The following is an 11,693-nucleotide window of genomic DNA, read 5'->3' as shown; positions in this document are numbered from 1 at the left end:
ATAAAAAAGACAAGATATATTATCTATACCTTGTCCTCAAATTAATCTCTATTTTACTTACATCACCAGTTATTTCTATATTATTTTCACCTTTCTGTAGATGCAAAAATTCAAATTTACCAGTCATATTATTCGTGTAATTATAAATATCTTTCCAGCATAAGTATAAATTGCTATCTAGTTCTATGTATCCACTAACACCTGTTATGGTTATGTTATTATTATTAACTTTAATAGTTATATCCCCGTTGCCAGTAAGTTTATAGTAAGGTTCACAATAGATATTTCCTGTGTTATAAACCTTAAATATCTTATCTGTAGTTTCAAAACTATCCTCATACAGAGGATAACTAAAAGGTTCATATGTAAATGTAATCTCAAATTCTCCATACCACTCTAGTTGTCTTTTTATATCCGTTGCTTGTATACTCTTTACTATTAATTTTCTCTCATTATAAAAGCTAAATATCATTGTTTTATCTTCTACAACATTCATCCACTCTTCAATTTCTTGTATTCTGTTATAGTATAGTTCATCCTTAGTATTCAATCTAAACTTAATTGGAATAACCTTATCTTTATAAGTTCCTAACTTTCTCGTCAATGTACCGTTTCTTCCGTCAACTTCTATGTTTTCAACATTTTCCAGACTAATAGGAATAGAAGGAGTCTCTACAAAAAGTAAATCTAAGTCCTTCCAACTATCCTTATTATTAAAATATAAGCTATTTACCATTATGCAAAAACACCTCCTAAATCATTGCTATTATATCTATCTAATATATCTTGGTTTTCGGCTACTACGTGAGCTAACTCTCTTCCATCTACATTTAAATGCACATGTATTATTTGTTGATTATCTTTTTGTGCATTATCTCTTGCAGTGTCATTCTTTCTATCTTTTGTAATTGTACTATTAGCTTTAACCGGTTTTACGTTACTGCTTAGGGTTAGATTGCTACTAGCATTTATCCTTGTATTTAAATCAGTGTCAAACTTCATATCGTCACTAAGTTGCTTTAACTGATCATTAATTACATCACCATTTTCTGATATACCAACAGCTATACCAGCAGGTATATATTGTCCTATTTCATCCCTAAATTTACGGGAAGGAGAGTGTATTCCTAGAAAACTTTTAACAGCACTTAAAGCTCCACCAGCTACATTCTTAACACTATTAGCTAAACCACTAGCCATAGCCTTAACTCCTTGTATAATACCATCTATAATATTTCTACCAATACTCCCCCAGTCCATTCCTTTTAGTCCATTCCAAATAGCAGAAAATATCTGAGGTAAAGATGCGATTAGCTGAGGAATAGCTCTACTCAAACCTTGAATTAAAGCAACAAGTATCTTAATGCCAGCTTCTATAATAGCAGGTAAATTCTGAGCTATAACTTGTACTAGTTTAATTATTATATTAGTTATTGTATTTACAATTTTATCTGTGTTGTTACTAATCCCTTGTACTAATGCTACTAATAAATTTAATCCAGCCATTATAATCTGTGGTAGGTTGTTTACTATAGCAATTAGGATAGTTTGAATCAAATCCAATACCATAGGAATTAATCTAGGTAAGTTTTGACTTACTCCATTTACTAAGGATGTTATTAAAGTCGCTGCTCCATTTATTAAGGCTGGTGCCGATGCTATAATCGCTTCTAGTATCTTCATTAATAAATCAGTACCAGTCTTCATCAACTCAGGTATTTTAGCAACTAATCCATTTATAAAATTGTTTATAACAGTCGGTGCTTTAGCTGTAATACTAGCTATTGTTGCATCCAATTGAGTACCTAACTGCTGGTGCGCTAACCCTAATCCAATAAGCAAAAGTCCAATTACTGCCGCTGGAGCAATTAACTTCATAGCTATTCCAATAACATTGCTAAGTCCTGTTACAGCAGTTCCCCCTAATGTACCTAAAACTCCTGTTACTCTTGTAAATGTATTAGTTAAAAATTCAGGTATAATACCACCAACTCGTCCTAGAAATCCAGTAAAGCCATTGCTTAGATTATTAAAGACTCCAGTAATAGGAGTTAATCTACTACCAATCAATTGACCCAAAGGATTCAACTTAGTTGTAAATCCACCAATAGCATTCTTAGCTTCTCCAAATTTACCAACTGCACTACCAGCAAACTTACCTAATGATCCTATACCACTAGTTAATCCTTTATCTAACGCCATTATTACTTGTGTTCCCTTGCCAAGTCCAATTAGGGCGGGCCCGACTGCTGCCAAACCTAATCCAAGCTTACCTAAAGTAGCTATTTTGTCTGGTGTAAGTTTAGATATCCCATTTGCAATATTATTTATAAATCCACCTAATGTTGCTGATTGATTTTCTCCACTAAGAGCTTTATTTAAAGCAACAGCATAGCTATTTAATCCTTTTGTACCTTCTAAAACAGATGGTAAGAACTTGCTACCAATAGTTGTTGCTAAGTTTTCTAAATTTAATTTTGCTACTCTGCTTTGGTTAGCAAAAGAACTGTCTAAAGTTCTTCCAAAGTCTCCTTGTGCATCTTTAGTTACACTAAGCAAATAATTATATCTTAACGTTGTTTGCTCAGCTTGGCTCATTTCCTTATATTGCTTCTTAATTCCAGTAGATAAGGCATAAGCTTGTAAATTCGCAACAGACATATTAATCCCTAATTGTTTTAGCGGTTCTGTTTCTCCAGATATACCAGAACGAATCTTTTCCCACATATCATTAGTAGATACATTGTAAAAAGAACTCATATCTCCAGTAAGCTGTACTAATTTCTTAGACATATCGCCAGCGGATTGCTCTGTAACACCACTTGATTTAAGCATTGCTCCCATGAAGCCAACCCATTGAGTTGAAGCAGTTTGCGAGATACCAGCACTAGTAGCTGTAGTTTTTGTCCAATCTTCTATCGCTTTTGAAGACTTTTTAAATGTGTTTTCTACAACATTTTGGGCTTCTCCCAGATTGCTCGCAACATCAGCTAACTTTATTATGCCAACACCAGCCGCTGCAAGGGGCAATGTTAATTTTTTAGTTAAACTTTCACCTAAAGATGTTAGTTTTTCTCCAAACTTAGAAAACCTATCACTTAAACTATTTAATTTGCTATCAGTATTCTGAGCTTCAGCTTGTATTTGCTTTAGTCTATCTGTTACTGTATCGCGTAAGTCTACCGTAGCTTGTAAGTCAAAAACATCATATCCCATCCATCTATTCACCCCCTTGCTTTTTGGATTTTATAAAGCTTAGTAAAATATCTTCATTTCTTTTCTTTAATTTCTCTGTATCAACAATATCTATAGTTTCAATTGCCTTATTGCCGTACAATTCTTCCTTATATTCTTTAAAAGTTTTAGATTCTTCCATAAATAAAGATTGTAGGCTATACATACCATACAATCTCGAATCGTTATATTCTTCTAAAGCCGCAACTATCTCATCTATACAATCATCTAACTCCTCACTTAAAATGCAGAAATAGCAATTTTGTTTAATTAAAATTCCTCGTAGATTTTCTACTTCTGCACTAATGTAAAAAGTTTTATAAAACTTTCACTAAAGATTATTTCTTTTAGCTTTTCAGCAACATCACCTAAGTCTAGAGCTTTTACTTCATTTTCTTTCAGTTCATATATTGTTGATAAAGCTTTATAAAATTCTGTTTCAGCAGAAGGTATCTTTTCTAAAATCGTAAATACTAATTCTAGTACTATTGAAACTTGATCCTCTCTTGCATTTTGTAATTTCTCTGCTATATCTAAATGCTCATTCAAAAGTTTCTCTGTTAATTCGTTTGTCACTTCTTCTCCTTCTACAACAAAGTTCAATAATTCAGAGTATGCTTTCTTGCTATTTATTTCAACTTTACTTATTTCTCTTAACTTGCTTATGATATCTTGTTTAATTCCCATCTTATTAACTACTTTTAATAAGCTCATGCCTTGTTTTAAATCTATATTCATCTATTTAAATCCTCCTCTAACTAAAAAAGGACTAAGCCTAATATTTGCCTAGTCCATAAAATTCCTATATTAAATTAAGATACTTTTGGATTGTATATCTTGAAAGGTACTTCCTTCAAAGAATTTATATCATAACGAGGTTCCAATGTTAGTTTATAACTTGCTTCATCCTTATCTTTGGCTTCAAAACTAAATCCATCAGCGTTAAGCACATTTTTAAGCTCAATTATGCATGGATTATTAGACTTAGCTAATGTTCCTACTAGAATAACATTGTGGTAAACGCTGTCTTGTAGTATCTCATTTACAGCTTTCCACACATCATATTCTGTGCTAGTAACTGTTGTATCCTTTTGCATTAAGCATAGTCCTAAAACCTTATCACTTAACTCCAATGCTTCAGTTTCAGCCTTTATATCCCAACCAGTAATTCTGTCCATTCCCTTTACTTTCTTATCTAATTTCCCATCGAAATCAACTTCTCTTATCTTCGGTTTAGCTTCAAATTTACATCCGCCCTTTGTTAATCCTATAAACTTTTGTGCTACAGTAGCACTTGTTAAATCTAAAGTATCTATATTAGTTAAATCTACATCATAGTAAATACTACAACTATCTAACAGTAAATTTTTATCCATCTAATCACTCTCCTAAAATTTATAAATGTAATAAGACAGAACTATGTTATTTAGATTCATATCGTCAATAAACGAACTAAAATAACTGTTCTGCCTTACTATTCTGCAATGTTCTAACTTAACCTTATTTAATCCTGTATCAAAGGTATTAGCTAAGTCTTGTATTGCTATTTTATTCTCTTTTGCACTAACCAGATTAATAGTTAATGGTATCGTATCTTTATATTCAGTATCAATAACTGAAGGCATACTATAAAACATCCCTATGTTATTTACATAATCAAAATCATTATTTTCGTTACTACTCTTGATCTCATCAGCTTGTATATTTTCATTTATACCAGCTAAATAACTATATATTTCAGCTTGTATGCTATTAAAACTCATATATACACCTACTTTCCTATAGTATTAAGGTGCTTTATTAATATTTTCTTAAATTCCTCAACCTCTGACTGTAATGCTGGTCTTAAATGAGGTCTTCCCCCATTACTTTGAGGTTTTAGTTCCAAATATATTGAGTAAGGTATATTAGTTCCAAACACCACTACAAAGTGCTTATTTTCTATAAATATCTTATATGTATAGCTTCTTCTCAAATTACCCGTCAAAACAGGCGTATCCAGTTGTATTTGTGCCAGTCCAGCTATAGCAATTTCCTTTATAGCATTTTCTAAAGCTCTATTATATTCTTCTATAATTTTATTTGTATTATCTTTAAGCATTCTGTACCTTCACATTAGCTGATTGAATAGCATAAATTTTGTACTCAATCCAATCAACACCTTTTTTAACCAAGTAAGGTTTATTGTTATAAACAACAATATCTCCTTCAGCAATAGCTTCACTGCAAAACACTATAAAATTACAAATAATATCATCACCAAAGCTCTTCTTCACTAAAGTCGCATCACTTGGCTGAATATCACAATTAATGCTTATTGCCTTTACATATACATCTATAAGCTGCCCTAACTCATTTTTAACCCTTGTTTTAGTTGTTCTATAGATAGTAAAATCATAAAATAAATCCATATCCATCACCTACATTAAACCAATCAAAGGTAGCGGTAACATAGATTTTACTGTATCTTCTATAGAAAATAAGTTTACATTATCTCTATATATAACGTTTCTCTGTCCTTGTTGTATTTGCTTTATACCATCTTTTGTATTATTTTTAGTGTTATAAGCCTTTTCTACAAGATAAATTATAGCTGTACTATAAAGCTCCTGTACTTCATCTGTAGTTTGTCCTCTGTTTAAGTACTGTTGTATTACTAAAGTTGCTCTATCAATATAAATATTCAATAAAGTATCCTTACTGTTATCCTCTATATCTAATAATTGTTTTAAAGTTTCTAACAAAGTATACCACCACCCTAATGTAAAAAGGGCAAGGTTATTTTGCCTTACCCTTAGTTTCTTTTATTTGTTCAGAGAGGTCAAAACCTTCTTTTAAAAGTTCATCCCTTTCTCTTTCTGTTTCTACTATTCTAACTACATTTAGTTTTTTCAAAGTAAACATTATGTATCACCCAAATTAAGATAATGCTTCTTTAACATTTACAAAACAACATCCTGCAAGTTTGTTGTCTGGTATAAATAGGTCATGGTACTTTCTATAATCAACCTTCCAAGCATTAGCAGATTGGTTTGTCTGTGGATCGAATATTCTCATATTATCTGTTTTAGATATAGCCACTGGTGCATCTAAACTACAAATTATCCAGTTAATATTCTTTGCTCCAGCTGCTGCAACAAAGCCACCTGATGTTTGTCCAGCTGTCTTACCATCATTAAAAACATAAGCAGTTTTAAGTCTTGCCGAAGGTACTGGAATTATTACATTTTCATCAATCATTGTAACCTTAGTAGAATATTTACCACTTGTAAAATCATCAATTCTTAATTGTTTAGCTATTTCAGTTGAGCTTTCTAATATATTCTTAGTTATTGTTGACATCGTTATAACTAATGGAACATCACCAATAACATCTTTAATTGCTGCTATATCAGATCTTAATTTAGTAAGTATATCTGACGCCGAAGGTGTATAACCACCACTTGCTTTATTTGCTGCTATAGCTAAAGATGCGATCTTACTGTATCTGTAAGCATCTATCTCAGGAATAACTTGAGTCTTTTGGAATGTAGACATAACACTTGAAGCATTTACTACAAATCCAGTCTCATCCACATCCATTGCATCTATTGTAAATGACTTTGATCTATCTTGAGTCATTGTAAATGTTTCATATGTTAGGTTTACTGAACCACCATTATATCCATTTACTCTATCATAGTTACCAAGTCCATCTACTGTCATTTTTGGTATTTTAATGTCCTTACCACCGCTATAAATTACTTGTCCTGCGTTAGCTTCCATCCAACCAGATGTAGCTCCTTGAATCATTTGTTCATCTAATGCCTTTTGAAATAAAGTTGTATAAGCTAATGTATTTGCCATATTAATATCTCTCCTCGTTTTCTATTTTTTTATTATTTAATTCCCATAATTTCATTTATCTGTGCTTGTAACTGTTGTTCTTCAGTTAAACCTGTTTGCTTATCGCTCGGAGGTGTATATCCTCCAGAAAGTTTAGTTTGGACTTGTTGCTCTAAGCTTGTATTAAATACACTTTCAAACTTTTCTAAGTTCTTAGTTGTACTTTCTTCATCTTGTCCAATAAGAAAATCAATCATATCTAATGGAAGTTTCTTTTCATTAGCAATCTTTATAGCCTTATTGGTTAAGTCTTTTCTTACAGTATCTTTTTGCATTTGTTCTATTTGTTTTTGTAATTCCTGTAGCTTTAAGTCCTTTGGATCAGCTTGTGGAAATCTCTTAGTAATTTCATCATCAATTAACTTATTAAGATTATTGCTCTTCCAAGTCTCGAGTGCCTTAGAATGATGCTTATCCTTTTCACTGTCTAAAAAAGACTTAAATGTATTGTCGTTTAATAAGTTGTCCTTTACTTTATCAAAACTAAATAAAGAATCAACACTATCCTCATCTTGCATATTTTCTATCAATTTTAATAACTCTGTTTTTTTCATGTTAAACCTCCTATGCCCCTATAACCTCTCGACTACAGACGCAATTAATTTATTTTATTGCATAAAAATAACACCATATTAAGGTGTCTATAAATCTTGATTATCTAACCAATTTTCATAAGTTGTATAATCTATTATTTCATTGTTTGCTTGGTCTCTCCTTTGCTTTGCTTTCCAATCTGGTGATGGAATGTTTATATACAAACTTCTCTCGAAAGGATGATGCGGTAATTCTGGTCGATTATCATCATCAATTCCATACCTATTCCCATCATGTTCTCTACAGAAATTTGAAGTTCTACCATCTAAAGTAGCTGTAAACATCATATACTCAACACCTTCATTTTCTGCAAAGAGTTCATTTGCTTGAAGCTGACATCTAGCAACTTCAGTCTGCGTAAGTCTCCTTGTATTAAAAGCGTTTTGTCCAAACCTATCTTTTATAACTTGGCTAATTTTATTAACGTCAGTTTTACCTTGTAGAAACTTTTCAACTTCAGCTCTTAAATTTGCTTCAAGTTCTTTTTTATTAGTCCATAGTCTATCGCTCCAATTCTTACCATCAATTGCACTGTTAACTATTTTTTGTATCTCTTCATCAGTTATTTTCTGTAGCTTAAAGCTATAGCCAATATCAGTTGCATAGGCATTGGTGTAATATTTATCTTTAGTTGCTGTAGTAAGAATATCATCAATAATTGCATTTTCATTTTTATATTCATCTTTTGCAATTTTAACTATGATATTATTGAAATCAGATATAATAACCTTCTGATCCTTACTACTAACATTTAAGCCACTATCAATGATAGTATATTCAAGCAAAATTTTTGCTATAAAATTCAACACTTCTTCTCTATCTTTCTTTTGCAATGTATAAGCTTTCTGCTCTTCCTTTTCAGAATTGTCAAAAATAAACTGGTTAAATTTTTCTTGAAGTTCTTTATACTTGTCCACTATTATCACCTACCACTGGTGCATTATCTAGTAAACTATTCCCCTGTGAAACTTCTTCTTGTTCTTTATTCCTCTTCTCAATCTCAAGTGAAGGATTATCTACAAAAGAGAATAGACTTGCTTTAGTTTCATCACTAAATAAATCGCCAACTTTACTTACAATATCAGCCATTGCAGTATCGTCTTGAGGTATATTAGCAGTATATTTTATCTTGATATCACTAGCATCATAAGTTAAATTCAGCTTACTTAAATATGTAAATAGCATTTGTAATCTAGTCTTAATACAATCTGTCATGGATTGCTGATTAAGCTTACAACGTTCTTCTAAGCTTATTAATCTGCTTCTCAAAGCAACTCCAGATAAATTGCTCTGCATTTTTTCATTGTGATTAATGTGGCTTGATAGTTGATACATCTTATCTTCTAATGTATTCAATGTGTTTTGAATAAAGGTATCATTAATATTCTTAATTAACCAATCGGCATTAGAATCCTTATTCTTCATTTTAAGAATACCCATTTCCTTCATTTGTGTTGCTTGCTCATCGGTTATATCAACACCAGTTAGCTTTAAATAAGCTTGTCTAAAATCACTTATTTCATTACTTATATCAGATAGGTTAGTCTCATATGCATCTTGCAAAGACTTTATATCTCCATAGATAGTATCATATTGCAATTCATCACTAAGCTTTGCAATCCCAACTGGAACCTTACCAAAATAATGAAAGTCAGGATCAGCTAGTTGTACTCCAAAGCTATCATCGAAATGATATATGTACTTATCATCATATATATCAATATAAATCTTATTTATAGCATCAAACTGCTTTGTAAATCTTCTAATAAAAAACATAACTTTATTATTTTCATCTACATAAGCATATCCATTGCGAGGACTTATGACTTTACTGCTAAATCCATTGCTATCAGTGTAGTATATCTCATAGCCAATAGAATATAGAAGCATATTTTTAGCTAAATCAGTGTCATGTTTTTCGCTCCAATGCCAAGTATTCTTATATATATCTTTTATAGACTTATTATTGCCATTGTTGCTAGTATAGTTTATTGCATTACCAAAGCTATAACTCATTTCTTCTTTAATAAACTTCTTTATAAAATTAGTACTAATCTTATTATTGCTTCTACTAGTAACCATCTTATAATTAGCCAGTGCATCAGTATTCCCCTTGTAGTACTCATACATCTTCTCATATATGTAAGAACTGCTAGAGAAATAAGTATATACTCTCTTTATTAAATCCATATCTTTATTTAAATCTAATATCATTCAATCACTCCTTCCATTAAAATAATAAACTTCTCGGTAGTAATTCTAGTTTACTTACTACTTCAATTGTTTTAATTCTTATAGCCCACTCTGCTACACAGTCTATAGCATCATCATGAACAGTCCATTTTTGTCCCTGGAATTCTAATATTTGATTTATAAATTCTTTGTTATTATCAACAAATATTATCTGTCCATTATTAACACTATCAACAATCGTAGATATCTTTTCGTCCTTATTCTTTCGCTGCATTTCATTTATAAATTCAATAGTTCTATTTCTTAGACTTGGTTCATTCTCAATTAATTCTTTTATCTTAATTACATCAGCAGATTGATATGTATTTTTTTCTATAAAAATATGATTTATATCATCATATTGCTTCAATAACTCAATAACCTTTTCACAGTATTCATTAAATGTATATCTTTCAAGTACCAATTCCCTCATATAACTAAAATCATTATCAGATTCAGAAGCGACAACCATAGCTGTAAAGTCACTTTTCTTGCTTGTAGTTGAAGCTGGATCTATACAAAGCATTGTCTTAACGAAATAATGATTTTCAATCTCTTCTTTACATTGAGTTGCAATGGATTTAAACCACTTAACACCAATGGAAGTAGCATCATTCATCATTTCAGACATAAACGCTTGTCTATTTTCCCAATATGAAACTGCTATATCATCAAAACAATTCCATTTTTCTTCCCATAGTACAGGAAATATCATATTATCTTTATTATCAAAATAGAATTGTCTTGCCGTTTCCTTTGCATTTGCATCTTTATCATTAAAATACAGCTTTTTACATTGAAGCCATAACTCAGACTCTAAAATATCCTCTACAGTTTCATCAGGCTGTAGTAATATAGCCCTTTTTAACACAGTATAATAGTCCTTATTTCTTGTAAGCCTACTTATCAAACAGTCATTATGTAATACAGTACCGATACTAATTATCTTTGTAGCTGCCTTTACTTTCTTATTATTTCTATATACTGCTGTATCTCCAACCTTCTCAATTTCCTTACAGAATTTATTCCATTTCTTTTCTCTAGCCTCTTCAGTAAGAATATCTTTCTCGTCTTGGAAATCATCAAGTAATACTACTTGAGGTCTAATACCTTTAAAGTTAGCACCTCTGACAGAACTTGCAGAACCTACAGCTCTTATATATGTACCATTAGCAAATTCAATTTCATTAGAGTTTACTTTGTAATGTTTTTTATCTATAAGTAGGCCAAAGTTATCTATTATTTTCTTATTCTCAGTAATAACCTTTTTGATAGAATCTATAAATTGCTGTGCATCATCATCTTTCTTAGCTCCTATCAAAGTAAATTTAGATTTCTTGTAGCATATAAGCCATATGACCAAGGATAGGTTATTAACTGTTGTTTTAGCCATACCTCTTGGACATACTACATTCAACTTATCTATTTCATCTAATACAAATGATTTGTTTAGTAAGTCCCACATTTCATAATGGGTTGAGCTTAGCTGTCTTGCTTCATTATTATCTTTAACAACAAAGATATCTTGTAAATAATATAAACAGAAGAAGGCTATATCTCTTTCCCCTAGAGCTTTAGCTATCTGAGGTAGTTTATCAACATTATTTTTAATAATAGAAATAGCTTTTTCTTCTGTATAATGTATTGATAGGTATTTTCTTAATATGTAAGTATTGTATTGTTGATTTGTAAATTCTCTATTATCAAAATAAATTATAATAACCACCTCCTTCATCGAATTTTAGATA

General features: G+C 31.0%; 15 protein-coding genes. All 15 read right to left on the bottom strand.

Annotated elements, in window-relative coordinates:
* Positions 1-19: 19 nt before the first annotated feature.
* The gene (locus GXK57_RS17315) at positions 20-736 is read right to left on the bottom strand and encodes a distal tail protein Dit (protein ID WP_160678767.1); all 717 of its coding nucleotides are present in this window, start codon (positions 734-736) and stop codon (positions 20-22) included.
* Positions 736-3,216 (bottom strand): hypothetical protein, encoded by a 2,481-nt coding sequence (locus GXK57_RS17310; protein ID WP_160678765.1) that lies wholly within the window; start codon positions 3,214-3,216, stop codon positions 736-738. The genes GXK57_RS17315 and GXK57_RS17310 overlap by 1 nt, the downstream gene beginning before the upstream one ends.
* 4 nt (positions 3,217-3,220) lie before the next feature.
* Positions 3,221-3,400: a hypothetical protein gene (locus GXK57_RS17305; RefSeq protein ID WP_160678763.1), complete on the bottom strand. Its 180-nt coding sequence runs from the start codon at positions 3,398-3,400 to the stop codon at positions 3,221-3,223.
* 125 nt (positions 3,401-3,525) lie between these two features.
* Complete coding sequence (locus GXK57_RS17300; RefSeq protein ID WP_160678761.1) at positions 3,526-3,972, bottom strand: hypothetical protein; 447 nt, start codon at positions 3,970-3,972, stop codon at positions 3,526-3,528.
* Positions 3,973-4,046: 74 nt separating this feature from the next.
* Positions 4,047-4,610 carry a hypothetical protein gene (locus GXK57_RS17295; protein ID WP_160678759.1) on the bottom strand — a complete coding sequence of 188 codons (564 nt, stop codon included), beginning with the start codon at positions 4,608-4,610 and terminating at the stop codon, positions 4,047-4,049.
* A gap of 12 nt (positions 4,611-4,622) precedes the next feature.
* Positions 4,623-4,997 carry a hypothetical protein gene (locus tag GXK57_RS17290; RefSeq protein ID WP_160678757.1) on the bottom strand — a complete coding sequence of 125 codons (375 nt, stop codon included), beginning with the start codon at positions 4,995-4,997 and terminating at the stop codon, positions 4,623-4,625.
* A gap of 8 nt (positions 4,998-5,005) precedes the next feature.
* Complete coding sequence (locus tag GXK57_RS17285) at positions 5,006-5,335, bottom strand: HK97 gp10 family phage protein (RefSeq protein WP_160678755.1); 330 nt, start codon at positions 5,333-5,335, stop codon at positions 5,006-5,008.
* A complete protein-coding gene (locus GXK57_RS17280) occupies positions 5,328-5,645 on the bottom strand; it encodes a hypothetical protein (protein WP_160678753.1) in 318 nt (105 codons plus the stop codon). Before GXK57_RS17280 ends, GXK57_RS17285 begins: the two co-directional genes overlap by 8 nt.
* Positions 5,646-5,654: 9 nt before the next feature.
* Positions 5,655-5,978 carry a head-tail connector protein gene (locus tag GXK57_RS17275; RefSeq protein WP_160678751.1) on the bottom strand — a complete coding sequence of 108 codons (324 nt, stop codon included), beginning with the start codon at positions 5,976-5,978 and terminating at the stop codon, positions 5,655-5,657.
* 34 nt (positions 5,979-6,012) lie between these two features.
* The gene (locus GXK57_RS26900; RefSeq protein ID WP_279285514.1) at positions 6,013-6,138 is read right to left on the bottom strand and encodes a hypothetical protein; all 126 of its coding nucleotides are present in this window, start codon (positions 6,136-6,138) and stop codon (positions 6,013-6,015) included.
* Positions 6,139-6,153: 15 nt separating this feature from the next.
* Positions 6,154-7,080: a hypothetical protein gene (locus GXK57_RS17270; protein WP_160678749.1), complete on the bottom strand. Its 927-nt coding sequence runs from the start codon at positions 7,078-7,080 to the stop codon at positions 6,154-6,156.
* 32 nt (positions 7,081-7,112) lie between these two features.
* Positions 7,113-7,673, bottom strand: a complete 561-nt coding sequence (locus GXK57_RS17265) for a DUF4355 domain-containing protein (protein WP_160678747.1) — start codon at positions 7,671-7,673, stop codon at positions 7,113-7,115.
* A gap of 87 nt (positions 7,674-7,760) precedes the next feature.
* Positions 7,761-8,630, bottom strand: a complete 870-nt coding sequence (locus GXK57_RS17260; RefSeq protein WP_160678745.1) for a phage head morphogenesis protein — start codon at positions 8,628-8,630, stop codon at positions 7,761-7,763.
* The gene (locus GXK57_RS17255) at positions 8,617-9,927 is read right to left on the bottom strand and encodes a phage portal protein (RefSeq protein WP_160678743.1); all 1,311 of its coding nucleotides are present in this window, start codon (positions 9,925-9,927) and stop codon (positions 8,617-8,619) included. Before GXK57_RS17255 ends, GXK57_RS17260 begins: the two co-directional genes overlap by 14 nt.
* 16 nt (positions 9,928-9,943) lie before the next feature.
* A complete protein-coding gene (locus tag GXK57_RS17250) occupies positions 9,944-11,662 on the bottom strand; it encodes a terminase (RefSeq protein ID WP_160678801.1) in 1,719 nt (572 codons plus the stop codon).
* Positions 11,663-11,693: the final 31 nt, after the last annotated feature.

Source organism: Clostridium sp. C8-1-8 (assembly GCF_009928445.1).
GTDB lineage: Bacteria > Bacillota > Clostridia > Clostridiales > Clostridiaceae > Clostridium_AR.
This window is presented reverse-complemented; position numbering and strand designations above follow the sequence as displayed.

Excerpts from the sequence above, each read along its gene's own strand:
- GXK57_RS17315 (WP_160678767.1), bottom strand. The coding sequence starts at position 736 with ATGGTAAATAGCTTATATTTTAATAATAAGGATAGTTGGAAGGACTTA.
- GXK57_RS17310 (WP_160678765.1), bottom strand. The coding sequence starts at position 3,216 with ATGGGATATGATGTTTTTGACTTACAAGCTACGGTAGACTTACGCGAT.
- GXK57_RS17305 (WP_160678763.1), bottom strand. The coding sequence starts at position 3,400 with ATGTATAGCCTACAATCTTTATTTATGGAAGAATCTAAAACTTTTAAA.
- GXK57_RS17300 (WP_160678761.1), bottom strand. The coding sequence starts at position 3,972 with ATGAATATAGATTTAAAACAAGGCATGAGCTTATTAAAAGTAGTTAAT.
- GXK57_RS17295 (WP_160678759.1), bottom strand. The coding sequence starts at position 4,610 with ATGGATAAAAATTTACTGTTAGATAGTTGTAGTATTTACTATGATGTA.
- GXK57_RS17290 (WP_160678757.1), bottom strand. The coding sequence starts at position 4,997 with ATGAGTTTTAATAGCATACAAGCTGAAATATATAGTTATTTAGCTGGT.
- GXK57_RS17285 (WP_160678755.1), bottom strand. The coding sequence starts at position 5,335 with ATGCTTAAAGATAATACAAATAAAATTATAGAAGAATATAATAGAGCT.
- GXK57_RS17280 (WP_160678753.1), bottom strand. The coding sequence starts at position 5,645 with ATGGATTTATTTTATGATTTTACTATCTATAGAACAACTAAAACAAGG.
- GXK57_RS26900 (WP_279285514.1), bottom strand. The coding sequence starts at position 6,138 with ATGTTTACTTTGAAAAAACTAAATGTAGTTAGAATAGTAGAAACAGAA.
- GXK57_RS17270 (WP_160678749.1), bottom strand. The coding sequence starts at position 7,080 with ATGGCAAATACATTAGCTTATACAACTTTATTTCAAAAGGCATTAGAT.
- GXK57_RS17265 (WP_160678747.1), bottom strand. The coding sequence starts at position 7,673 with ATGAAAAAAACAGAGTTATTAAAATTGATAGAAAATATGCAAGATGAG.
- GXK57_RS17255 (WP_160678743.1), bottom strand. The coding sequence starts at position 9,927 with ATGATATTAGATTTAAATAAAGATATGGATTTAATAAAGAGAGTATAT.